General features: G+C 64.3%; 25 protein-coding genes. 10 read left to right on the top strand and 15 right to left on the bottom strand.

Translation table 11 applies throughout. The features are described 5' to 3' along the window. Positions 1–51 precede the first annotated feature (51 nt). From SE92_RS26325 to SE92_RS26335, 3 genes are all read left to right on the top strand, one after another. Positions 52–1,611, top strand: a complete 1,560-nt coding sequence (locus SE92_RS26325; RefSeq protein ID WP_084251888.1) for a hypothetical protein — start codon at positions 52–54, stop codon at positions 1,609–1,611. A 131-nt stretch (positions 1,612–1,742) separates the two neighbouring features. Continuing rightward, positions 1,743–1,964, top strand: coding sequence for a hypothetical protein (locus SE92_RS26330; protein WP_063203769.1), 222 nt, complete (start codon positions 1,743–1,745; stop codon positions 1,962–1,964). Positions 1,965–1,971: 7 nt separating this feature from the next. Then, positions 1,972–2,430, top strand: coding sequence for a hypothetical protein (locus tag SE92_RS26335; RefSeq protein ID WP_063199945.1), 459 nt, complete (start codon positions 1,972–1,974; stop codon positions 2,428–2,430). Between the two features lie 85 nt (positions 2,431–2,515). On the opposite strand, the gene SE92_RS26340 is transcribed toward SE92_RS26335, so the two are convergent. From SE92_RS26340 to SE92_RS26360, 4 genes are all read right to left on the bottom strand, one after another. Beyond that, complete coding sequence (locus SE92_RS26340; RefSeq protein ID WP_063199948.1) at positions 2,516–2,944, bottom strand: hypothetical protein; 429 nt, start codon at positions 2,942–2,944, stop codon at positions 2,516–2,518. A gap of 21 nt (positions 2,945–2,965) precedes the next feature. After that, complete coding sequence (locus SE92_RS35165) at positions 2,966–3,319, bottom strand: hypothetical protein (protein WP_084251889.1); 354 nt, start codon at positions 3,317–3,319, stop codon at positions 2,966–2,968. Between the two features lie 60 nt (positions 3,320–3,379). Then, a complete protein-coding gene (locus SE92_RS26350) occupies positions 3,380–3,913 on the bottom strand; it encodes a hypothetical protein (protein WP_063199954.1) in 534 nt (177 codons plus the stop codon). 706 nt (positions 3,914–4,619) lie between these two features. After that, on the bottom strand, positions 4,620–4,964 hold the full coding sequence (locus tag SE92_RS26360) for a DUF1236 domain-containing protein (RefSeq protein WP_063199960.1): 345 nt from the start codon (positions 4,962–4,964) through the stop codon (positions 4,620–4,622). A 419-nt stretch (positions 4,965–5,383) separates the two neighbouring features. Between SE92_RS26360 and SE92_RS36805 the strand changes: the two genes are divergently transcribed. After that, positions 5,384–5,542: a hypothetical protein gene (locus SE92_RS36805; protein ID WP_198172786.1), complete on the top strand. Its 159-nt coding sequence runs from the start codon at positions 5,384–5,386 to the stop codon at positions 5,540–5,542. Between the two features lie 100 nt (positions 5,543–5,642). Then, entirely contained in the window at positions 5,643–6,980 is a 1,338-nt protein-coding gene (locus tag SE92_RS26365; RefSeq protein ID WP_245324700.1) for an aminotransferase class V-fold PLP-dependent enzyme, read from the top strand. 48 nt (positions 6,981–7,028) lie between these two features. Here SE92_RS26365 and SE92_RS26370 read toward each other — a convergent pair whose 3' ends face one another. The 4 genes from SE92_RS26370 to SE92_RS26385 all read right to left on the bottom strand — a co-directional run bounded on the left by SE92_RS26370 (position 7,029) and on the right by SE92_RS26385 (position 9,602). Beyond that, positions 7,029–7,490, bottom strand: coding sequence for a DUF2846 domain-containing protein (locus SE92_RS26370; protein ID WP_063199966.1), 462 nt, complete (start codon positions 7,488–7,490; stop codon positions 7,029–7,031). 100 nt (positions 7,491–7,590) lie between these two features. Next, entirely contained in the window at positions 7,591–8,613 is a 1,023-nt protein-coding gene (locus tag SE92_RS26375; protein WP_063199968.1) for an LLM class flavin-dependent oxidoreductase, read from the bottom strand. A 125-nt stretch (positions 8,614–8,738) separates the two neighbouring features. Continuing rightward, positions 8,739–9,194 (bottom strand): hypothetical protein, encoded by a 456-nt coding sequence (locus tag SE92_RS26380; protein ID WP_245324701.1) that lies wholly within the window; start codon positions 9,192–9,194, stop codon positions 8,739–8,741. Between the two features lie 249 nt (positions 9,195–9,443). Further along, a complete protein-coding gene (locus tag SE92_RS26385) occupies positions 9,444–9,602 on the bottom strand; it encodes a hypothetical protein (protein ID WP_157095684.1) in 159 nt (52 codons plus the stop codon). A 718-nt stretch (positions 9,603–10,320) separates the two neighbouring features. Between SE92_RS26385 and SE92_RS26390 the strand changes: the two genes are divergently transcribed. Next, positions 10,321–11,511 carry a sensor histidine kinase gene (locus tag SE92_RS26390; protein ID WP_063203770.1) on the top strand — a complete coding sequence of 397 codons (1,191 nt, stop codon included), beginning with the start codon at positions 10,321–10,323 and terminating at the stop codon, positions 11,509–11,511. Positions 11,512–11,616: 105 nt separating this feature from the next. On the opposite strand, the gene SE92_RS26395 is transcribed toward SE92_RS26390, so the two are convergent. The 3 genes from SE92_RS26395 to SE92_RS26400 all read right to left on the bottom strand — a co-directional run bounded on the left by SE92_RS26395 (position 11,617) and on the right by SE92_RS26400 (position 13,399). Continuing rightward, entirely contained in the window at positions 11,617–11,922 is a 306-nt protein-coding gene (locus tag SE92_RS26395) for a hypothetical protein (protein WP_063199977.1), read from the bottom strand. Between the two features lie 167 nt (positions 11,923–12,089). After that, on the bottom strand, positions 12,090–12,254 hold the full coding sequence (locus SE92_RS36105) for a hypothetical protein (protein WP_157095685.1): 165 nt from the start codon (positions 12,252–12,254) through the stop codon (positions 12,090–12,092). A 218-nt stretch (positions 12,255–12,472) separates the two neighbouring features. Continuing rightward, positions 12,473–13,399, bottom strand: a complete 927-nt coding sequence (locus tag SE92_RS26400; RefSeq protein WP_063203771.1) for a LysR family transcriptional regulator — start codon at positions 13,397–13,399, stop codon at positions 12,473–12,475. A gap of 118 nt (positions 13,400–13,517) precedes the next feature. On the opposite strand from SE92_RS26400, the gene styA reads away from it, so the two are divergent. Together styA and styB are read left to right on the top strand one after the other, a co-directional pair. Then, a complete protein-coding gene (gene styA / locus SE92_RS26405) occupies positions 13,518–14,768 on the top strand; it encodes a styrene monooxygenase subunit StyA (protein WP_063199980.1) in 1,251 nt (416 codons plus the stop codon). A gap of 6 nt (positions 14,769–14,774) precedes the next feature. Continuing rightward, the gene (gene styB, locus SE92_RS26410; protein ID WP_063199982.1) at positions 14,775–15,278 is read left to right on the top strand and encodes a styrene monooxygenase NADH-dependent flavin reductase subunit StyB; all 504 of its coding nucleotides are present in this window, start codon (positions 14,775–14,777) and stop codon (positions 15,276–15,278) included. A gap of 7 nt (positions 15,279–15,285) precedes the next feature. Here the strand turns inward: styB and SE92_RS26415 are convergent, their stop codons facing one another. After that, the gene (locus SE92_RS26415) at positions 15,286–15,969 is read right to left on the bottom strand and encodes a class I SAM-dependent methyltransferase (protein ID WP_063199985.1); all 684 of its coding nucleotides are present in this window, start codon (positions 15,967–15,969) and stop codon (positions 15,286–15,288) included. Between the two features lie 24 nt (positions 15,970–15,993). Next, complete coding sequence (locus tag SE92_RS26420; protein ID WP_063199987.1) at positions 15,994–16,452, bottom strand: Rrf2 family transcriptional regulator; 459 nt, start codon at positions 16,450–16,452, stop codon at positions 15,994–15,996. Between the two features lie 144 nt (positions 16,453–16,596). Here SE92_RS26420 and SE92_RS26425 point away from each other — a divergent pair, with 144 nt between their 5' ends. Beyond that, positions 16,597–17,835, top strand: coding sequence for an MFS transporter (locus SE92_RS26425; RefSeq protein ID WP_063199990.1), 1,239 nt, complete (start codon positions 16,597–16,599; stop codon positions 17,833–17,835). Between the two features lie 324 nt (positions 17,836–18,159). Beyond that, a complete protein-coding gene (locus tag SE92_RS26430) occupies positions 18,160–18,453 on the top strand; it encodes an NIPSNAP family protein (protein ID WP_063199993.1) in 294 nt (97 codons plus the stop codon). Positions 18,454–18,468: 15 nt separating this feature from the next. Here SE92_RS26430 and SE92_RS26435 read toward each other — a convergent pair whose 3' ends face one another. After that, complete coding sequence (locus tag SE92_RS26435) at positions 18,469–19,104, bottom strand: hypothetical protein (protein ID WP_157095686.1); 636 nt, start codon at positions 19,102–19,104, stop codon at positions 18,469–18,471. Positions 19,105–19,108: 4 nt separating this feature from the next. Continuing rightward, positions 19,109–21,130 carry a YgiQ family radical SAM protein gene (locus tag SE92_RS26440; protein WP_063199999.1) on the bottom strand — a complete coding sequence of 674 codons (2,022 nt, stop codon included), beginning with the start codon at positions 21,128–21,130 and terminating at the stop codon, positions 19,109–19,111. Between the last annotated feature and the right edge of the window lie 114 nt (positions 21,131–21,244).

Raw genomic sequence — 21,244 nt, forward strand, 5'->3', positions numbered from 1 at the left:
TTACCCATCGCCCCGCTATGGTGACCGCCGCGCGATGCCAAAGGACGATCGATGAGCGCCGCCGACTTGACCCGGGATCAGAGCGTGCACGCCTCGATATCGCCGCCAGCATGGTACGAGCTGGTTGCGACGTTCTGCATCGCGACGGCGACGATCGGCTTTGCACCCATCCTGCATCTGGCCAGTCCGGCGCTCGGCATTGTCGTCGAGGTCCTCGTCGGCATCGCCATCGTCGTCAGCGTTCCCTCCTATGCGCCGGCCATCGCGATCTTCGTCCTGTTCTTCCAGAACCTGTTCGTCTCGATCCTGTCGCCGCTGGTGCCACTGCCGTCGGATCTCGACTTCATCAAGGGCTATAATTTCCTCGTCTGCTCCGTAATGTGGCTGGCGACGTTCGGCCTTTACGTGCTGGGCCGGCGGAATCAGTCAGCGGAAGTCAATCAGATCATGCGCTGGGGTGTGATCACCCTGGCCGTGGTGTCGGTGTATTTCGCGATCGGCTTCATCCAGGACGGCCAGCCGGCGGCGGTTTATCTGCGCAACATCGTGCTGCCGCTGTTCCTGTTCCAGCTCTCGCTTCTGACGGCCGCGACCTATGAGGTGCGCATCACGCCGTTCCTGGTGGCGCTCGCGGTCGTCCTGATCTGTTGCGGCTATGTCGAGTTCGCCTTCCGCGATTTCTGGCTGGCCATCACCAACGGCTATACGTTCTGGGGCTTCGACGAGCTCAAGGCGACCCATTCGGGCGTCTGGGAGGCCCAGATGCGGGCCACCGGCAACGTGCCCGTCGACCTCAAGGACCGCTTCAGCTTCGACTTCCTGAACACGCCCCTGCTCGAAGGGTTCGGCCTGTCGAAGATGCTGCGCATCCACGGCCCGAACATGCACCCGATCAGTTTTGCTTACGGGCTCGGCTTTCTCACCCTGTTCCTGTTTTCGGTCGGGCGGCCGTTGCTGGCCCTGGCAGCCTTGCCGCTGCTGGTGTTCTGCAGCGTGAAGGGCGCGCTCATCACCGTCATCTTCGTGATCGCGGCCTGGATCGGGACCCGCCTCATCGGTGCCGTGGCGACGCTGTTGCTCGGCTTCGTCGGCATGATCGCCTTTGCAATTCTGGCCATTCGACTTGGTCTTCAGATCGGCGACTATCACGTCATCGGGTTGATGGGCGGCCTGGACGGCTTCGTGCAAAGACCCTACGGCCGCGGCCTCGGCATCGGCGGCAATCTGTCGGACAGCTATTTCTCCATCGACTGGAGTGCCGCGCAGGCGGCCGGGACGATCGACGGCGCGGTCGAAAGCGCGATCGGCGTGCTGTTGTACCAGATGGGCGTCGCCGCTTTCGTGCTGCTGGCGTTCTATTTCGCGATGGCGCTCAAGGCCTGGCGCCTCTACGCGTCCTCAGGATATTCGACGCAGGGCCTCGCGGGCTTCGGCGTCATGGTCGTGCTGCTCAACGGATTGTTCCAGGAAGAAGCCCTGTTCGCGCCGCTGGCGCTCGGCCTCATGCTCTCGCTCACCGGCCTCGTCATCGGCAATCATGTGAGAATGCAGGCCGTCGCCAGCGAGAAGGCGGAACGCGAGCCGCTCACGCACTACCAGGCCGTGACGTAAGCCGACGCCCGGCATCGCGCAGGATCGGCTGCGGAAGTCGTACTCAATGCCCTTTGGTCGCGCACCTGTTCAGGAACTTCCATTTTTTCCTGGCGTTGACTGACGGCTCCGCACCAGCGGCGATGCATGCGATGAAGAACTTTTCCAACGCTGAGTTTTCCCCCGAGGTGATCGAGATCATGACGACCGCCCTGGAAGCCGCCGTTGCCACACTGCCGGAGCCCGTGCATTCCTCGCACGTCAACGCGCTCGCGGAATCCATCCTGCGCACGGCTGGTGCGGGCGAGCGCAACGTCGGGAACTTGCAGCGGATCGCTCTGATGGAGCTGCAATTGGCGCCGCGCAACAGATGAGGCCGATATGAAGACGATCCTTGCCGCCGCCTTTGCGCTTTCTGCCACCCTGTCCGTTGCCCGGGCCGATAGCTGGAGCAGCTACCAGATTCCCGAGTCCGGGACCTCCGTTGACATTCCCGTCTCGATTTTCACGGAGATGGCCGGCAAGCCCGACGGCTACGGCCAGCAGTTTCGCACCTCCGACGGCAGGGCCGATCTCACCGTACAGGCCGTTTCCAACCGGCAGGGTCTGTCGCCTGCCGAATTTCTGGCGAGGAAGAATCCTCCGCCCGAGATCATCTACAAGCGCATTGCGCGGAACTTCTTCGTGGTTTCCAGCATCAAGCGCGGCACAATCTGGTACGACCGCTGCAATTTCTCGCGCGGCTACGTGCACTGCGTGCTGGTGAATTATCCCGTGGCCGAGAAGCGGCAATGGGACCGCATCGTCACGCGGATCAGCCACAGCCTGAATGGCGGCTGAGCCGGCCCAGGAAAAACTCGGGAAAAACTCGGGAAAAACTCAAGAAAAAAGCTGCCCGGTCGAGCCGGGCAGCAGGTTGTGAGGATTAGCGCGCCGTCGTCGATGTCGTCGACATGGTCGGCTTCGAGCCCGGCACATGCGACATGGTCTTGGTGGTCGAGCCGACCTGTTCGCCGGCCTTGACCTGGGTGCGCGTATGCGAGCGGCTGAACGTGCCGCCCTCATGGGCCTGCGCCCGGGCGTTGGAATTCATCACCGGGCCGTTGCCCTTGTTCATGCTGACGCCGGTCTGCGTCTTGCCGTCGACGGCAGCTGCGCTTCCGCCGGCCGCGATCGACGAGCCGGTGCTGCCGTTCGCCGAGGTGGACGTGCCACCGGTGCCGACCGTCGAGGCCGAGGTGCCGCCAGCTGCGGCCGAGCCGCCGCTTCCGCCGGTGATACTCTTCTGCGCAAGAACTGGTGAAGTGGCGGCCAGCAGCAATGCGACCGCCGAAGTCGTAAGCAAGGTTTTCATTTTCAATCCTTTCGGTGAATCTTATGGGGACGACGTCGAGATCGTGCAGCCGTTGACGGTGATGGTGCTGGCGCTGGTGGTGCCAGGACCGCCTGCCGTCGCCGAGGAGCTCGAAACGCTGCCGCCGCCGGCCTGCACATGCACGGACGATCCGCCCGCCGAGCTCGAGCTCGACAGCGAACCGCTCGACGCGGTGGACCCGGTGGTGCCTGAACCTGATGCGCCGGCCGCGCTGATGCTGCCGTCGGCGTGCTTTTCGACCGTGACCTTGCAGGTCTCGCCCGATGCCGTCTTGCCGGTCCTTTCCATGGTCGCCGCCTGAGCAGCGCCGGTCATCAAGGTCAACGCTGCGATCGCGATGATTGATCTGGTCATGGGAGTTCTCCTCCAACAAAGACAAGGGAGCGGCATCGCTGCCGCTCCCCGGTCAAGGCATCAATTCTTGTCCTTCTTCATCTCGTCCTTGTGGTGGCCTTTGCCCTTTTCCATGCCCATGTCGCTGGCATGGCCCGCAGACGAGCCGGCCGCGCCGACCGTCGAGCCGCTCTTGCCGTCACCGGCCGACGAGCCGCCGGTGCCCACGGTCGATGCGGAGTTGGAGCCGCTGCCGGCTGCCGAGCCGCCGGTGCCGACGCTGGACGAGCTCTTGCCGCCGCCGGCCGATGAGCCACCGGTGCCGAGCGTCGAGGCCGAGCCGCTGCCTGAGCCGCTACCGGCCGCCGAGCCACCCGTGCCCACGCTCGAGCTGCTGGTGCCGCCGCCGGCCGACGAGCCGCCGGTGCCGAGCGTCGAGGCCGAGCCCGACCCGCTGCCGCCAGCGGAAGATCCGCCGGTACCGACCGTCGAGCTGCTGGTGCCGCCACCCGCTGACGAGCCGCCGGTGCCGACCGTCGAACTCGATTGCGCAACAGCAAATGCGGTGCCGGCAAGCAGCGCGGCCGCAGCCGCAGAAAGCTTCAGGATCCTCATGTCGTTCTCCTCCAGGGTTGTTTCAAAAAAAGCAAATCGCCAAATCAGGCTCGGGATAAACTGGCAATCGCGCAAACGTTCCTGTGTCGAGAGAAGCTGGCGCGCAGATTTATGCTTGTGCTGAGTTCTGCGGCGCGACGGACGCGCACCGCGGTCGTTCATTCAGTCGTTGTTCATCCGGACTGAACGCTCGCGGCAATACACGCCCTGCGCCGCGGCATGGATCAATTCTCTCGGAACGCTCCGACGATCAGCTGACGGTCGTAGGGCCGGCGTGAAGCGGCCGGGCGTGCCGCTCGCTTCGAACGAAAGCTCGTTGTCGGAACGGTGCTCAGCTGAGATGCGGGTGCGATCTTCGTCTCCGGCTTCTGCGGCGCAGCCATCGCAAGCGCTCGGCTGGAGTCGTCTCGCCGCTCGGTGGCAAGCAGGTGCGAGGAGACCATGGTCGCGATGTCTGTGGACGTATCGAAGACGATCTTTTCGGGCCAGGCGCGCGCGGAGTGGATGCGGATGATGCTGCGGTCGACGTCGGAGCTTGCAGAACTATCGGCGGGCGGTGGCAGGGAGCGATCGAGTGCGAATAGCAGGGCGACAACGAATGCGCCTGCAAACAGAAAGTATCGAACGATGGGCATTGAATGCTACCGCGGCATGACGAGGTGCGATGACGCGGCGGGCCGCTCCTCCACGGCCCGCCGCGGCGGTGTTAGTCGACCTCCTGGACGACCATGCGGGTCTCGGGATCGACCAGCATCACATGGCTGCCCGAATAGACGTAGCGGTACTTGGTGAGCGAAGGACCCCAGTCGCTCGGAACGGTCGCGAGCTCGACGTCGCGCGGCACCGGCGAGCCGATCACGATCTTCTCGCGCGTTTCGACGGGGCGGATCTTGTGTTCGGTGACGTAGGACCGGATCTTGGTGCGATATTCCGGCTCGATCTGCACCGCAGCGCCATGGCCGGCGCCAGTCGTGGTGACGACAGTGGTCTGCGCCATCGCGCTCGACGACACGAGCAACGCGGCCGCGGATATCAGTATGAATTTCTTCATCGCATTCTCCCTCGCCGCTGTATGCGGCGCTGCAATGAACTCGCCATCCACCTGCCCGTTCCCTCTGCGAGAGGAACATTTGCCAGTTTTTCCCGTTTCATCGCTGATTGGAGGAGAGGAAAATGCCGGTACTGATTCTCTGGGCCGTGCCCGCCATCCTGGTTGTCGGCGGTGGCATCTATCTCATCGGCCACATGCACTGAATGCGAGGGGTCCCGTTCTGCGAGAACCGGGGCCCACGCCGCCCGCACCTAACAACGTCGTGCTGCCGGCACCGCGACGTCTTGCCGTTGATCGTGGCCGCGCGCTGTCGGCGCAGCTCGCAAGCTCACCCGTAATCTGCTTCACACGCAAACCTGACCGATCACGCTAGATCAACCAAGGGCTCGCGTGCGGCGCGGCCCGGTTCGGAGCTGGCGATGATGGCTGCACTGGCAAGGGCGATATCGCGTGCGACACGCGCCGACGTCGACGCCGAGACTCTGAAGGTGCTGCTGATCTTCGCGGGCGCGGGCCTGCTGCTGTCCCTGGTGGCCGCGATGATCTACCAGCAGGCAGCCAACGCTGCCTTGCTGTGAGATCGCGCGAATCCGCCATCATCGAACCGTCACCGTTTCGTCATTCGCTCTCTATCGATCGCTGGTCCTTTCGCCGCGCGTCGTGGAGAATGATATGCATATGACTGAGACGATTTCATCCGCCCGCCGGTCGATCCTGAGGGGTTTCGCGGCCGCCGCCGTCACGTCGCTGGCGGCACCGGCCATGGTCACCGAGGGTCTGGCAGCCGAGGGTGTGGCGACCGAGGGGCTTCCGATGCGGCCGGCCGGGGCCGCAATCGCCACCGACAGGGCCTATTGGGCCGAGGTCAAGCGGCTCTATGCCGTGACGTCCGACGTCGTCAATCTCGAGAACGGCTATTGGGGCGTCATGGCCGAGCCGGTGCGGCGAGAGTTCATCCGCCAGTCGGACATGATCAATTATCAGAACACCTATTATGCGCGGCTGCGCGCGGGTGCGGATTTCGATGCCGTGCGCGCCAAGGTGGCGGAAGCGGTCGGCGCGGCGGTGGAGGAGATCGCGCTCACCCGCGGCGCGACCGAAGCGCTGCAGCTGCTCATCGGCGGCTACAACAGGCTGAAGCCCGGCGACGGCGTGCTCTATGCGGACCTCGATTATGATTCGATGCAATATGCGATGAACGCGCTGAAGGCGCGCCGCGGCGTCGAGGTTGTCAAGTTCGACGTGCCGGAGCCCGCCACGCGCCAGGCGGTGCTCGACGCCTATGCCCGCGCCATCGAAGCGAACCCGAAGACGAAGCTTCTGCTCCTGACCCATGTCAGCCACCGCACCGGCTTCGTGATGCCGATCGCGGAGATCGCCCGCATGGCGAAGGCCAAGGGCATCGACACCATCGTCGACGCCGCGCATTCCTGGGGGCAGATCGACTTCAAGGTGGGTGAGCTCGAAGCCGATTTCGTCGGCTTCAACCTGCACAAATGGATCGGCGCGCCGCTCGGCGTCGGCTTCCTCTACATCAGGAAGGACCGCCTCGCGGCCATCGATCGCGACATGGGCGACGAGGATTTTGCCGAGACCGATATCCGCTCGAGGGTTCACACCGGCACGGTCAATTTCGCCACGGTGCTGACGGTGCCCACGGCGATCGCGCTGCATCAGCAGATCGGCGCGGCGGCGAAGCAGGCCCGCTTGCGCCATTTGCGCGATTATTGGGTGAGCCGCGCCCGCGGCTTCAAGGACATCGAGATCCTGACGCCGGACGAAGCCGGCTCATACGGCGCGATCACGTCGTTTCGTCTCGCCGGCAAGACCAGCAAGGCCGACAACGAGGCCATCGTGGTGAAGCTCCGCGACAGCCACAAGGTCATGACGGTGCGCCGGGCCGGCGTCGCCAAAGGCCAATGCATCCGGGTGACGCCGGCGCTGTTCACCGACGAGGCCGATCTCGATCGTCTCGTCGAGGCGCTGGCCGTCATCACCGGGACGAAGACGGGGTGAGGTGGAGGCGCGCCAAAGCGCGATGCGATGAGAGTGTATCGCCTCAGATCATGCCTTGCCGCATGAGCTGTTGCTCTGATGCAAGCTGGCGACGTCGGCTCGGCCCTGGCTTTCCGTCACCTGAACCAGCGTGATTGCACCGGGCGTGATGATTCCCATCTGCGGTTGGGCGGAGAGGTAGGTGGTGCTGCCGGCGCGCAGATCGAGGCTGACCTTCTCGCTTCCCTGCCCGAACAGATTGCTGCTCAGCGGAAGATTGTTGACCGCGACCTCGTGGCGGCCCGGAGGCAGGTCGCAGGCCACGAAGCCGGCAGCCTGACTGCCTCCAACGGAGCGTCCATCGACCGAATAGCTTGGCTGGATGGCGAAACCGAGGGCCGATGAGCGATAGACCACCAGCCGCGCATTATTTGCCTTGACGTTATCTGTCAGGGCCGTGCTGCCCATCGGTCCCGACGCACACCCCGCAAGCAAGAAAGCCGCAACGAAAATTCCCGGACGCAAGCCCATTCCAACCCCCTGATTCAGTCCAATAGTCCCCGGGGGGATCATTGGCGAGGGTGGTGCGCGAAGTCAACCGCGCCTTATGGTGGTGCCGCACCGGCTCCTGTCACCGCCACCCCAGCGCCGGTGCGACGTGCTTCAGGATCGCCTCGATCGCATGCGCGCAGTAATCGACGCCGAGCTGATTCGGGATCGTCAGCAGCAGCGTGTCGGCCTCGGTGATGGCCTCGTCCTGGCGTAGCTGCTCGATCAGCGCATCGGGCTCGGCGGCATAACTCCGGCCGAAGATGGCCCGGGTCTGCGGGTCGATGAAGCCGATCTGGTCCTCGCCGCCCCGCTCTCCGCCGAAATAGGCGCGGTCGCGATCGTTCATCAGCGCAAAGATGCTGCGGCTGACGGACACGCGCGGCTCACGGGCGTGGCCGGCCTCCTTCCACGCGGCGCGATAGCTGCGGATCTGCGCGGCCTGCTGCACATGAAAGGCTTCGCCGGTCTCGTCGTTCTTCAGCGTCGAGCTCTGCAAATTCATGCCGAGCCTGGCCGCCCACACCGCGGTCGCGTTCGAGCCGGCGCCCCACCAGATCCGCTCGCGCAGGCCTTGCGCATGCGGCTCGAGGCGCAAGAGGCCCGGCGGGTTCGGAAACATCGGCCGCGGATTGGGCTCGGCAAAGCCTTCGCCGCGCAAGAGGTCGAGAAAGACTTCGGCGTGGCGCCGTCCCATGTCGGCATCGCTCTGGCCCTCGGCCGGCTGATAGCCAAAATAGCGCCAGCCGTCGATCACCTGCTCGGGTGAGCCGCGGCTGATGCCGAGCTGCAGCCGCCCGCCGGCGATGAGGTCGGCGCTGCCGGCGTCCTCCACCATGTAGAGCGGATTCTCGTAGCGCATGTCGATCACAGCCGTGCCGATCTCGATACGGCTCGTTTTTGCACCGACGGCCGCGAGCAGCGGAAACGGCGAGGCGAGCTGCCGCGCAAAATGATGCACGCGAAAATAGGCGCCATCGGCCCCCAATTGCTCGGCCGCCACGGCCAGCTCGATCGATTGCAGCAGCGTGTCGCCGGCGGACCGGGTCTGCGATTGTGGCGAGGGCGTCCAGTGTCCGAAGGACAGAAATCCGATCTTCTTCATGCGCGCAATTTAGGGATGATCGGAGCGGTTTGCGAGACGCCGGCCGGGGGAAAGATGGCAGTCAGGCGTAGGGTCAGCAGCTCTCGGAGGAAAGCAGCCACAGGCTCAGGCAGTTCGCGGCGTCCTCAGATTTCGCAGCCCCTCATATTCAGTGCCTTGAGCAAGCCGCCAAACGCCTTGAGCCGGCAGGACTCGGTTTCGCCGGCGGCCTGGGCGCGTTGAACATTGGCGGTTCGCTTGACGACGATTGCCTTCGGCTTCGGCTCGCGAGGTTTCGCGGTCGCGATCGGCTTCGGCTTGTTTCGCTGGCGGATGAGCGGTGCCGGCGCGGACGAACCGACATGGACGTCTTGCGGAGCAACGGAGTTTTCGATCGAAGCCGCCTGCGTCGGCATCCCGCTGCTCACAGCGGCGACCTCGAGGCGATCCGCCTTCGCCAGCGCATCATGCGAAGCAGTGATGCCCTCGCTCTGTTCGGCCGGTGGCTGGACCATTGCGACGGCGCGACGCGGTGGCGCGCTCAGCTCCATGGCCGACAGCATTCCCACACTCAACAGGATGAGGAGGCCCAACAGCGCCATTCTCAGCATCACGCGCCTCTAACCCAAGTTAGCCCCCCCGGAAAATTCTCCGCGCCAATAAGGCAACTTTGACGGCGGCCGCCGACCTGCGGCGGATCATTTGCCGACAGGGTTAACGGCGGCAGTGATGATAGCTGGCGGGTCTTTCAGTTCGGCGAGTGGGAGCCGCGCCCCATCGCTAGCGTTGACGCCGTGACGCTCCATGCCGGCGCAAGCCTGACCCGGGGGGGCCGCGGCCGCGAGCGGTGATTATTTTTCGTTTTCTTCCGCTTGCTCCCGCTCCAGGGCACTGATCAGCTTCCCAATGCGCTGCGTGATCGTGGGGCTTTTCGCAGCCCGCAGCAGGCGCTTGGATTGTTCTAAACGAGAAGCGATCTGCTCCTGGCGCGCCAATTGGTCTTCCATCATCTGTTGTCCTCCACGGAGGATGACGATTAGCAGGGCCAATGGTTCAGATCTGTTGCGTCAGCGCGCGTCGCTCCGCTGGATACCCGAGGCGCACCAGCCACTGGAATGAGCAAGACCAAACGACGGAGTTGAGAAAGGGGAACAATCTCTCGTTATGGTTGTTGTCATGCCGGATCCTCAGACGTGGCAGGGTCGACGAGAAAAAAGTCAGCAGAACAAAATGGTAAGATCTCTGTCATCCCTCGCGGCTTTCGTTCTCCTCGGAGCGTCGGTGATCGCTTTGCCGGCTTTTGCTCCAAAAGTGCAGGCGGATGAGCTTCAGGCACTGGCCAAAGGGGACCGGCTCGCAATCCAAGCCGCTTCATCGGATTGCTCGGCACAGGTCTGGCCGGACCTTACCACGTCCTGCTTGCGACATGCCGGTGCTGGAGCGAAGATCCAGGAAGCTCGCCTCGTGACTGCCCGGCGATAGATCGGTCGTCCGTCAATCCGCTCGCCTGAGGGGATCAGCCCAACCCTCCAGTGCTTCCATCCGACCCGCCTGGTCGTGATCGGACCGCAGCGCTGAGACGAGATATCGCTGACGCAGGCGAATTGGCTGGCCTTCTCCGCTCGAGAAGCGCAGCAATGGGTGGGGGACGTCGGTCAAGCGCAATCGGCTTACGAGATTCGCGGCTTCCGAGACACCCTCGGCCCGACGAGAGAGAGTGAGATCACCATGTCGACAGATCCAATCCAGGTGCCGAACGTTCTCGTCGTGGAAGACGAAATGATCCTGCGGATGCGTGCGGTCGACATTGTGGAGGATGCCGGGTTCTGTCCCATCGAGGCGATCAACGCCGACGAGGCAATCTCGGTTCTGGAGTCCCGATCGGACATCTCGCTGCTGCTGACCGACATTCAGATGCCCGGCAGCATCGATGGCCTCAAGCTCGCCCATGCGGTGCACGAGCGCTGGCCCTCGATCAAGATCATTCTGGTGTCCGGCCAGGTGAAGCCGTCCGAGGCGGAACGGCCAGCGGACAGCAGGTTTTTCGGTAAACCGCTCGGTGTCGAGCAAATGATCACCGAGTTGCAGGCCATGGTCGGCGCAGGAGCTTTGCAGATCGTTCCGACGGCAGGCGACTGGACGCCAGATAGGATATTCGACGCCGCGCGGACCGCTGCGCCCACCTCCCGGTCGGAGCAGGAGGCTTCCCTGTCCGCCGAGAACGACACCCTCCGCCTGCTGCTCGAACAGGCCGAGATAGACGCGCGCGCCCTGATCGTTCAGGCCGGTATCGATGCCGAGCAGCGAAGTGCCGCCGACAAGTTGCAGAAGCTCATCCTCGGAGAGCTGCATCATCGCGTCAAGAACACGCTTGCCATGGTGAGTGCGATCGCGTCCCAGAGCTTCCGCGGCGCGCCGAGTATCGAGCATGGACAGAAGGCCATGGAGGGCAGGCTGCTCGCCTTGGGGCGAGCCCATGATCTCTTGATGCAGGTGAGTTGGGCCGATGCGAGCCTGACCCACACGCTGAGCAGCGCAACGGAGCCCTACGACAGTCCGGGAGACCGACGCTTCCACTTCAATGGACCGGATATCCGGATTACCTCCGTCGCCGTCATTGCGCTCGCGATGACGTTCAACGAACTGTGCACCAACACCACCAAGTTCGGCGCGCTGTCCGTCCCGACAGGCCGCGTCGAGATTTCGTGGGCGATCGATGAGGCGAAGCGAAGGCTTCGCCTTGTCTGGACCGAAAGGGGCGGTCCCCCGGTCGAGCCGCCCACACGCCGGAGTTTCGGCACCCGGATGATGGGGTCTCTCGGTCAGCAACTGACCGGGCAGGTGAGCCTCGCATATGAACGGGGCGGATTCGTTTACGCACTGGACGTGCCGCTCGGCTCGGTCGCCGCAGCGGGCTGAGCTGGATCTCTTCACCCGCCGATCGCCCGAGAGTCCGATAAAAAAATCCCAAAAAAAAAGGCCGCGGGTTGCACCGCGGCCTGTTTCATTCGCTCGCTTCGTCGCTCAGTAGGTGCCGATTCCGACGCTGACACCGGGAGCGCGGAAGCCGACGCCACCGCGGTCATCATAGCCACGCCGCTCGATGTAGCGCTCGCGCGGTGCATAGCCGTAGGCATCGCGTCCTTCGCGGATGATCACGCGTCGTTCGCTACGCTCGCGCCAGCACCGTCCGTTCTCGTTGCAGACCATGCGAACGTTCTGAACGCTGTTCTCGGGTGTGGACGGCGCGCTGAGGGAAAGCGGGGCTGCCGAAGCAGCGGTCACGATGAGCGTACCGGCTGCGGCTGCTAAGACTGTGAGAATTCTCATGAAGTATCTCCCAAAAATAAGTTTGTGTCAGGGAGCCAATGGACTCGGGGAACAATGGTTCCGCGAGCGTCAAAAGAAACTCCTCCGTTGCGGGTCAACTGCAAATTGCCGCCATGGCCCGAACGGGCTTGGAGTGAATTGGATTGCGTCGGCTTCGGCGGTCCCGATCAGATATTTGGCCAGTCGTCCGGCCGCGCGTCCTTGGCTTTTTCCTCGGCCAGGAGGCGCAACAGCGTCTGATGCCTTGCTTCATCGCGCGAGGGATCACCTTCGCTGATGGCGATGAGCTTCTCATACCGTCTGATGTTTTCGTGGTTTACGTAGCTCTTCATTGCGGCCTCCGGCAGTTCAGCAGCGTGGCGCGCTCAGGCTGACATCAGCCGCTCATTGTGCACGCGATGCAAGAACTATTCTGGGCCTGATGACGAGATGCCTCAGCGGCGCTGTCCCTTATTAGCGTTCGTGGAATTTGCCGAGCTTCTCGATTCGAATTTGCCAGGGCTCCCCGCCGGGATAGGAAGCACTGTTCCCGGCACGGCTTCGGTCGGCTTCAACTGTCGTGCCCGCGGTGGACCATCGGCGAGGCCGGTGAGAAATGATCGGCGCGTGCGATCAGCAGATCGAGGAAGCTGCGCGCACGCAGCGACATCCAGTGCGTCTCCGGATAGACCGCGTGCAGCGGCAGCGCGGCGATGGTGTAGTCCGGCAGCACGTGCTCGAGTTCGCCGCTGCGAAGACCGTCCGCGGCATTCCATTCGGGCAGGATGGCGATGCCGAGATGATGCATGGTCGCTTCCTGCATGGCGTCGGCGTCGTCGACGTGAATGGGGCCGTTGATCGAGGCGACGTGCCGGCCATGCTCGGATTCGAAGGCCCATTGGTGCGCCGGCGACATCCTGGAATAGACGATGCACTGATGGGCGGCGAGATCGTCGGGCGTGCGCGGCAGCGGGCGGCCGTGCAGATAGGTCGGTGTCGCCACCAGATAGCGCTGCACGGTGCCGAGCCGGCGCGCCACCAGGGTGCTCGCCTCCAGATTCCCGATCCGAAGTGCCAGCTCGATGCCTTCCTCGACGAGATTGACGAAGCGTTCGCTGAAGCGGATGTCGACCCGTACTTCGGGATAGTGCCGCACATAGTCGGCGATGACAGGCATCATGTAGCGCCGTCCGAACGAGGAGGGCACGCCGATCCGAAGCGTGCCGCTGGGACGCGGTGCGGCCTGCTCGACGCTGGAGCGCGCCATGTCGAAGCTGTCGAGGATCTGGCGCGCCAGATCGTAGATGCGATGCGCCTCTGCCGTCGGCTTCAGGGTGCGCGTCGTGCGCGAGAACAGTTGCGTGCCGAATTCGGCTTCCAGCGTTGCGATGCGCTTGCTGATCGCGGGCTGGCCGATGCCGAGCTCCTTGGCTGCCGCCGAGAAGCTGCCGCCCTCCAGCGTGCGAACGAAAGCGCGCAGGCAATCGATCCGGTCCATCATTCATTCCATTCTGGAATGATTCTTATCCTATATATTCCGTAGCGTGCAACACGGCTGCTGGCTAGCATCCCTCAAAACAAGCCCTCGCAAGGGCCGCAAACGGGGAGGAGACCACGTGGCACGAAACGTCGGAATCGTCGGCGCCGGCATCGCCGGCCTGCATCTCGCGCTCTACCTGCAAAAGCATGGCGTGGACGCCACCATCATCACCGACCGTCCGCACGAGGACTATCGCGATATCCGGCTGATCAACACCGTGGCGCATCACCACGTGACGCTCGCGCGTGAGGACTATCTCGGCGTCAACCACTGGAGCGATCCGAAGGATCACTATTACTACCACGACCACGTCTTCAACTTCCCGCAGCCGCTGAGCTTTCGCGGCGACTTCTCCAAGCCGAGCCGCGCCGTCGACTACCGGCTCTATTTGCCCGCCCTGATGAAGGACTTCGCGAACCGCGGCGGCAAGATCGAGTATCGCCGCATCGAGGAGCGCGACATTCGTCCGCTGGTCGCGCGGTTCGACCTATTGGTCGTCTCGACCGGCAAGGGTCCGCTCGGACAGCTCTTCACCTACCGGCCGGAGCACTCGCCCTATTCGCAGCCCCAGCGGCGGCTGTGCGTCGGGCTCTACACCGGCGTGCGGCAGCCTGATCCCATGAACGTCACGCTCTCGGTGTCACCCGGCCACGGCGAGATGATCGTGATCCCGACCGTCACCTTCGGCGGCATCGCCAACGCACTGCTGATGGAAAACGTGCCGGGCGGCGACATGGAGGAACTGGCGACGCTCAGCTACGACGACAATCCGAAGTACTTCCTGAAAGTGCTGCTGGGCAAGCTGGAGAAGCATCATCCGACGACCTACGACCGCATCGACACCGCGCGCTTCGACCTGGCGCAGCCGCAGGACCTGCTGCAGGGCGGCGTCGTGCCGACGGTGCGCAACACCATGGTCGAATTCGACGACGGCAAATGCGCGATCGCGCTCGGCGACGTCCACGCTATCGTCGATCCCATGATGGGCCAGGGCGCCAACGTCGCCTCCTATGCCGCCTTCGTGCTGGGCGAGGAGATCGTCAACGCCGACGTGCTCGATGCACGCCTGTGCGAGAAGATCGACCTGAAGCGGCAGGACCGCGTGCTCGCGGCTTCGCGCTGGACCAATGTGATGCTGCAGCCGCCGACCGAAGCGTTGGGCATGCTGATCGGCGCGATGAGCCAGAACCCCGCGCTGGCCAACGAGTTCACCGAGAATTTCAATTACCCGGATCGCCAGTGGGACCGCATCTCCACGCCGCAGCGCATCCAGGCCTGGATCGAGCGCATGTCAGCACCGGCTGAGCCCGTCCGGGCGATTGCGTGAGCACCGATGCGAGCAGGGACTGAGATTCCGCGCGCCACTCCGGCGGCGTTCCGCGAAGCTGCGTCACGCTTTGCGACTGGCGTCGCGGTGCTAACCGCGCTCGACGAGCACGGCCGCGTCTGTGGCATGACCGCGAACAGCTTTGTCACCGTCAGCCTCTCGCCGCCTACCGTGCTGGTATCGGTCATGCCCGGCCGGATGCACCGCGCGATCTCGGCGACCCGCCGCTACTGCGTCAACGTCCTGCCGGACCATGGCCGGGATCTGTCGCAACATTTCGCGAGCCAGCCGAACACCGGCGCCGCTCCCGATTTCGACATCGTCGACGGCCTGCCGCGCCTTCAGGGATCCATGGCCTGGTTCGCCTGCGAGGTCACGCGCCACGTCGATGTCCGCGACCACACCCTGATCATCGCCGAAGTCTCGGCCTGCGACTATCGCGACACCACGCCGCTGGTGTTCTTCTCCAGCCGGTATCATCTCGGGCCCGGGGTGCCTGTGGACCGGTGAGCACCCCTCACGCATAAGCCACCCAGCCTCGGAACGTGAAGCCGGTATAGAACAGGGTCGGGTCGGAGAAGCCTGCCTCGCGCAAGATCGCTTCATCCTGCGCGGGCTCCAGAATTTCCAGATGATTAGTGACGGCGTCCCGCGCGGCTGCCGCCCTGTCGGGATCGACGCCGGAGAAGGCCAGGAATGCGGAATACCGCGCCAGCCATCGCGGGCGCTCTTGCTCGCCGTCGGGAATGCTGAAATGCGCGACAACGAACGGTGCGCGCGGCTTGAGCCGGCGGCGGACTTCCGAGGCGATCCGGCGTCGCTCCGTAGCATCGACGAAGTGCAGGGTCAGCAGGCAGGTCGCGCCGTCGAATGGTCCCTCAGGGGCGTCATCGATATAGCCTTGGTGAAAGCGTGCACGTGGTGCGAGCTCTCCCAGGGTTTGCCCGGCCAGCGCCAGCATCGGCGCGGACGGGTCGACGCCGTCGAAGCGCCAACCGGGATGCGCCTGCGCAAAGGCCTTGAGCTCCAGGCCGCCGCCGGCACCGAGGACGAGCACCTGCCCATCGCTGGGAACGCTTTCGGCCAGCAGAATGGACGCCATGGATTGCATGGCGTCATAGCCCGGCACGAACCGCGGTGGTCCTTCGGTGTATCGAGTCACGAATTGCGGATCGGCGAATGCGGCTTGAATGTCGGTCATGATACTGTCCCTGAATACAGCTGTTCACGCGCGATGCGCGCCGATGTCGTGAATCCTGCGAGACCCAAGCCGCTTGCGCATGTCCTCGCCCAGCATCGCCAGCGTCACCTCGCCGAGGCGCGCCAGCAGCAGCGCTTCTGCGTCGGCAAAGGCCTGATCGAGCGCGGCATTGACGGCCTGCTCGACGAGGCAGCCCGGCGCCTCCGTCCGGTTGCCCATCGCCAGCAGCGACGGACTGCCGAGCGCGGTGTAAACATCGCGCAGCGTCACCTTCGAGAGGTCGCATGCCAGCATCCAGCCGCCGCCATGCCCTTTCTCCGAGCGCACGTAACCGAGATCGCGCAGGCCCGCCATGATGCGGCGGATCACCACGGGGTTGGTGTCCATCGCCGTCGCCAGCGTCTCGGACGTGAACGGCCCCGGCTGCTGCGCCATGTGCAAGAGCACGTGGAGCACGCCGGATAGTCGGGAATCTCGTTTCATGTAACTTTATATGTTGCGTGATGCCGCCCGAGTCAACTCATTTCGCGATGCATTTGCTTCCGATCTCACGCTTCGACCGGCAGCGAAGGACGCATCGGCCCGCGTGTGCACAATCAAATCGCCGGACTCGAGCGGTCGAAGAAAATGCAAACCGATACGTTCCATGGATGGCGGGTTGTCGCCGCGGCCTTCGTGCTTGCTGTCTTCGGGCTGGGGTTCGGCTTCTATGGTCCGCCGGTCTTCCTGAGTACCGTTCACGAAGCCAGGGGGTGGTCGCTGGCCCTGGTCTCGACGGCCGTCACCGTCCACTTCCTGACGGGATCGATCGTGACGGCCAATCTGCCGGCGCTCTATCGGCGCTTCGGCATTCCAGCCGTGACCAAGGTCGGTGCCACGTTGCTGGCCGTCAGCGTCCTCGGATGGGCGGTGGCGGCAACGCCCTGGCAGCTCTTCGCCGCGGCGCTGCTGGGTGGTGCCGGCTGGGTGACGATGGGTATCGCCGCGGTGAACGCCATCGTGTCGCCCTGGTTCACCCGCCGTCGTCCCGCTGCCCTCGCCATTGCGTATAACGGCGCAAATGTCGGCGGCATCGTGTTCTCACCGCTCTGGGCCACAGCCATCGCAATGGTCGGATTTGCCGCGGCCGCCGCTGCCATCGGCCTCGTCATGATCGTCGTGGTGTGGACGCTCGCGAGCACCGTGCTGTCGCGGCCGCCGGAGTCCGCCGGATCGGTGCCGGATGGAGCTGCGCCGGCCTCCGAGACTATCTCGGCGGAGACAGCACGGCCGCTGCCCGGATCGCTGCTTTGGCACGATCGAAAATTCCTGACGCTTGCAGCGGGCATGAGCCTCGGACTGTTCGCACAGATCGGCCTCGCCGCGCATCTCTTCTCGCTGTTGCAACCTGCGCTCGGTGCGAAATGGACAGGGCCGGCCGTGGGATTGGTCGGCATCATAGCGATCGCCGGCCGGACGCTGCTGGGTTGGCTCATGCCTGCGCGGATCGACCGGCGGCTGATTGCCTGCGCCAGCTATGCCGTTCAGATCACGGGCTCGATCATCTTCCTTGCCGCGGCTGGAACGAACATCCCGTTGTTGATCCTCGGGGTCGTCCTCTACGGCCTCGGCTTCGGCAATGGCACGTTCCTCCCGCCGCTGATTGCCCAGGTCGAGTTCGCGCGAGAGGATGTGCCGCGCGTGGTCGCGCTGATCGTTGCCATGTCGCAAGGTGCCTATTCATTTGCGCCGGCGGTGTTCGGCTTGATCCGCGAACTATTTCCGGCCGGTTCGGCTGCCACACCAGAATTTTATGCTGCCGCGGCGCTGGTGCAGGGATTGGCCATCTGCGCATTTTGGGTGGGGCGGCCGGCGCGGACCTTTTAGACCGCCGGACGGCCAGCACGTCCGATGATGCCATCATGCGCCTGTGTTGCCCGACGGTGCAACGCCCGTCCGGTCGACCGGTCAGCATCTCCGTAATCCGCCTAAGCCCTTGATCCCGCTAGGGCCGGCTACTTTGCATGGGGTTGTTTTCGACTTTTTTGTTTCGGCGAGCCTGAAATGTCCGGAGGCGGGCCCGGCATGCCGATTTGTCACGGTGACGGCCTCACGAGCGAGGCGCAACATCCCGCCGGGCGACGGTATGGACGTTTTGTCCTGTCCCGCACGCGGCGCCCGTTTTCATCCATCCATTTTCGGAGGCGCGTCATGCAGGTTTACAATGTGGTGAAGTTCAAGGTGAAGCCGGGTGAGGAAGCTGCTTTCCTCGACGCGCACCGTGACGGCAAGGCCAAATGGCCGGGCCTGGAGCATGGCGTCATCATCAAGACCGGCGAGCAGACCTTCTGTCTCATTGGCGCGTGGTCCAGCCAGGATGCGCTGCTCGCGGCACGACCAGCAATGATCAAGACCCTCGATAGTTTCAGGTCCGTGCTCGAGGACCAGGGCAACGGACGCGGCGTGACCGATGCGGTGTCGGGCGAGGTGGTGCTGGATCTCTAAAGCGGTCGTGTCCCGTTACGTGCGCAGCGTCAGCGCCGGTCGCCAGCCAGGCCGCTGCCGGCGCCCGGCATCGTCGAACGTCACCCGATGGTCTTGTCCGTCGCGAAGCGCCTGGATCTCGATCTCGTCGAAGGCGAATTGCTTGATCAGATTCAGTCGGCCGACGACCGGCTTCGCGATCTGCCACGGATCGGAGCCGCCGCGCGGCGCCGGGAATTCGAAAGGCTCCGAGGGGATACGAAGCACGATCCAGCCTTGCCAACAATCTTCGTCGCCCGGCTCCGGCCTTGGGACTTCGCCGATGTATTGCAGGTAGGCTTGGTAAGCGTCCCTTCGCAGCGACAGCCTCACGCGGAAGCCGGTAAAGTCGATCTCCGCGTGCATCCTGTTATCGTAGACCAGAGCCTCGCCGATCTCCACACTTCCGATGGAAGGACTATCGTCCTCGGGTTTGATCGACAGGAACCTGTCTGTACACCAGAGATCGTACGGCAGCCGTTCGGGCCGGGGTGGACGATACGATAACGCTTGATCCGGTCCGTCGCAAAAGCCGAGGTCCTTGATGTCGGCTTGATCGGGGTTGAAGGAAAGGCCCTCTTGCTTCGACTGGATCATCCCGTCGAGACGGCCGATCACGATCAACGAAGACATCGCCTCACTTCCTTATGCGCACGCCCTTGGTCGTGAAGCGCTGGGTCTTATCGCCGGGACGCACCGGTCGCCGCGTGCCGGCAGCCTTGCCGGTGCCGGGCGGCTGGTGTGCGGGGACGAGCTGATGCGGCTGCGAGCCGATCAGATCGCGGCGGCCCATCTCGATCAAAGCCTCGCGCAGCACCGGCCAATTGTCGGGGTCGTGATAGCGCAGAAACGCCTTGTGCAGGCGGCGCTGGCGCAGGCCCTTGATCGCCTCGACCTTGTCGCTGCCGCCGTGGCGCACGCCGCGCAAGGGATTGACGCCGGTGTGATACATCGCGGTCGCCGTCGCCATCGGCGAGGGCAGGAAGGTCTGCACTTGATCCGCGCGGTAGCGGTTCTTCTTGAGCCACAGCGCGAGGTTCATCATGTCCTCGTCGGTCGTGCCCGGATGCGCCGCGATGAAATAGGGGATCAGGTAATATTTCTTGCCGGCGCGTTCGGCGGCTTCGTCGAACATCCGCTTGAACTTGTCGTAGGCGCCGATGCCCGGCTTCATCATCTTGTCGAGCGGGCCGCGCTCGGTGTGCTCAGGCGCGATCTTGAGGTAGCCGCCGACGTGATGGGTGACGAGCTCCTTGATGTATTCCGGGCTCTCCACCGCGAGGTCGTAGCGCACGCCCGAGGCGACCATCACCTTCTTGATGCCCTTGGTCTCGCGCACCTTGCGATAGAGCCTGATCAAGTCGTCATGCGAGGTGTTGAGGTTCGGGCAGATCTCCGGGAAGACGCAGGACGGCCGCCGGCACGCCGCCTCGACCTTCGGGTCCTTGCACGCCATCCGGTACATGTTGGCGGTGGGGCCGCCGATGTCGGAGATCACCCCGGTGAAGCCCGGCGTCTTGTCGCGGATCTTTTCGATCTCGCGCAGGATAGATCCCTCGGAGCGGTTCTGGATGATGCGGCCCTCGTGCTCGGTGATCGAGCAGAAGGTGCAGCCGCCGAAGCAGCCGCGCATGATCGTCACCGAGAACTTGATCATGTCCCAGGCGGGAATTTTGGCCTCGCCATAGGAGGGATGCGGCGCGCGGGCGTAAGGCAGGTCGTAGACCGCGTCCATCTCTTCGCTCGTGAGCGGGATCGGCGGCGGATTGAGCCAGAGGTCGCGATCGCCATGACGCTGCACCAGCGGCCGCGCATTGCCGGGATTGCTCTCCCGGTGCAGCACGCGTGACGCCCGCGCATAGGCTTCCTTGTCCTGCTCGACCTGCTCCAGCGCCGGCAGTCGGATCACGGTCGCGCCCTTCTGGCGCGTTGCGCCCTCGTCGGCGGAATCGAGATCGTCGGCGTGCAGCTCGGTGTAGTCCTCGGGGACTTTGCGGAACAGCGCGACGCCGCGGATGTCGTCGAGCTCGCGCGCGGTCTCGCCGGCCGCGATGCGGTTGGCCACTTCGACCACGGCGCGCTCGGCATTGCCGTATAGCAGCAGGTCGGCCTTGGCGTCGGCTAGCACCGAGCGGCGCACCTTGTCGGACCAATAGTCGTAATGCGCGATCCGGCGCAGCGAGGCCTCGATGCCGCCAAGCACGATCGGCACGTCCTTGAACGCCTCGCGGCAGCGCTGCGCATAGACGACGGTGCAGCGGTCCGGCCGCTTGCCGCCTTCGCCGCCGGCCGTATAGGCGTCGTCGCTGCGGATGCGGCGGTCCGCGGTGTAACGGTTCACCATGGAGTCCATGTTGCCGCCGGTGACGCCAAAGAACACGCGTGGCTTGCCCAGCGCCTTGAACGGCTCGGCCGAATGCCAGTCCGGCTGCGAGATGATACCGACCCGAAATCCCTGCGCTTCCAGCAGGCGGCCGATGATCGCCATGCCGAAGCTGGGATGATCGACATAGGCATCGCCCGTCACCAGCACGATGTCGCAGGCGTCCCAGCCGAGCGCGTCCATCTCGGCGCGGCTCATGGGGAGGAACGGCGCCGGCTTGCGCGGCCGGGCCTGCGCCATCAGGGGCTTTGCGGCGGTGATGATCTGGGTGTCCATGGGCGTAGGCATAGGACTCCGGGCTTGCGAATACAACCGACGGACGCGTGAAAGATCGAGGTTCCAGCCCGGCAGTCCGGAGCAGGTCAGCGGTTAACGGACGCGTGCCGCTTC

The sequence above is a fragment of the Bradyrhizobium sp. AT1 genome, assembly GCF_001590795.1.
In the GTDB taxonomy this organism is placed as follows: Bacteria; Pseudomonadota; Alphaproteobacteria; order Rhizobiales; family Xanthobacteraceae; genus Bradyrhizobium.

Coding starts and splice junctions, on each gene's coding strand:
- SE92_RS36105 (WP_157095685.1), bottom strand. CDS start 12,254: ATGAAGAGCTACGTAAACCACGAAAACATCAGACGGTATGAGAAGCTC.
- SE92_RS35165 (WP_084251889.1), bottom strand. CDS start 3,319: ATGACCAGATCAATCATCGCGATCGCAGCGTTGACCTTGATGACCGGC.
- SE92_RS26415 (WP_063199985.1), bottom strand. CDS start 15,969: ATGACCGACATTCAAGCCGCATTCGCCGATCCGCAATTCGTGACTCGA.
- SE92_RS26340 (WP_063199948.1), bottom strand. CDS start 2,944: ATGAAAACCTTGCTTACGACTTCGGCGGTCGCATTGCTGCTGGCCGCC.
- SE92_RS26350 (WP_063199954.1), bottom strand. CDS start 3,913: ATGAGGATCCTGAAGCTTTCTGCGGCTGCGGCCGCGCTGCTTGCCGGC.
- SE92_RS26375 (WP_063199968.1), bottom strand. CDS start 8,613: ATGAAGAAGATCGGATTTCTGTCCTTCGGACACTGGACGCCCTCGCCA.
- SE92_RS26365 (WP_245324700.1), top strand. CDS start 5,643: ATGACTGAGACGATTTCATCCGCCCGCCGGTCGATCCTGAGGGGTTTC.
- SE92_RS26325 (WP_084251888.1), top strand. CDS start 52: ATGAGCGCCGCCGACTTGACCCGGGATCAGAGCGTGCACGCCTCGATA.
- SE92_RS26380 (WP_245324701.1), bottom strand. CDS start 9,194: ATGGCGCTGTTGGGCCTCCTCATCCTGTTGAGTGTGGGAATGCTGTCG.
- SE92_RS36805 (WP_198172786.1), top strand. CDS start 5,384: ATGATGGCTGCACTGGCAAGGGCGATATCGCGTGCGACACGCGCCGAC.
- SE92_RS26430 (WP_063199993.1), top strand. CDS start 18,160: ATGCAGGTTTACAATGTGGTGAAGTTCAAGGTGAAGCCGGGTGAGGAA.
- SE92_RS26335 (WP_063199945.1), top strand. CDS start 1,972: ATGAAGACGATCCTTGCCGCCGCCTTTGCGCTTTCTGCCACCCTGTCC.
- SE92_RS26390 (WP_063203770.1), top strand. CDS start 10,321: ATGTCGACAGATCCAATCCAGGTGCCGAACGTTCTCGTCGTGGAAGAC.
- styB (WP_063199982.1), top strand. CDS start 14,775: ATGCGAGCAGGGACTGAGATTCCGCGCGCCACTCCGGCGGCGTTCCGC.
- SE92_RS26330 (WP_063203769.1), top strand. CDS start 1,743: ATGAAGAACTTTTCCAACGCTGAGTTTTCCCCCGAGGTGATCGAGATC.
- SE92_RS26440 (WP_063199999.1), bottom strand. CDS start 21,130: ATGGACACCCAGATCATCACCGCCGCAAAGCCCCTGATGGCGCAGGCC.
- SE92_RS26370 (WP_063199966.1), bottom strand. CDS start 7,490: ATGGGCTTGCGTCCGGGAATTTTCGTTGCGGCTTTCTTGCTTGCGGGG.
- SE92_RS26400 (WP_063203771.1), bottom strand. CDS start 13,399: ATGGACCGGATCGATTGCCTGCGCGCTTTCGTTCGCACGCTGGAGGGC.
- SE92_RS26435 (WP_157095686.1), bottom strand. CDS start 19,104: ATGTCTTCGTTGATCGTGATCGGCCGTCTCGACGGGATGATCCAGTCG.
- SE92_RS26360 (WP_063199960.1), bottom strand. CDS start 4,964: ATGAAGAAATTCATACTGATATCCGCGGCCGCGTTGCTCGTGTCGTCG.
- SE92_RS26420 (WP_063199987.1), bottom strand. CDS start 16,452: ATGAAACGAGATTCCCGACTATCCGGCGTGCTCCACGTGCTCTTGCAC.
- SE92_RS26385 (WP_157095684.1), bottom strand. CDS start 9,602: ATGATGGAAGACCAATTGGCGCGCCAGGAGCAGATCGCTTCTCGTTTA.
- SE92_RS26425 (WP_063199990.1), top strand. CDS start 16,597: ATGCAAACCGATACGTTCCATGGATGGCGGGTTGTCGCCGCGGCCTTC.
- SE92_RS26395 (WP_063199977.1), bottom strand. CDS start 11,922: ATGAGAATTCTCACAGTCTTAGCAGCCGCAGCCGGTACGCTCATCGTG.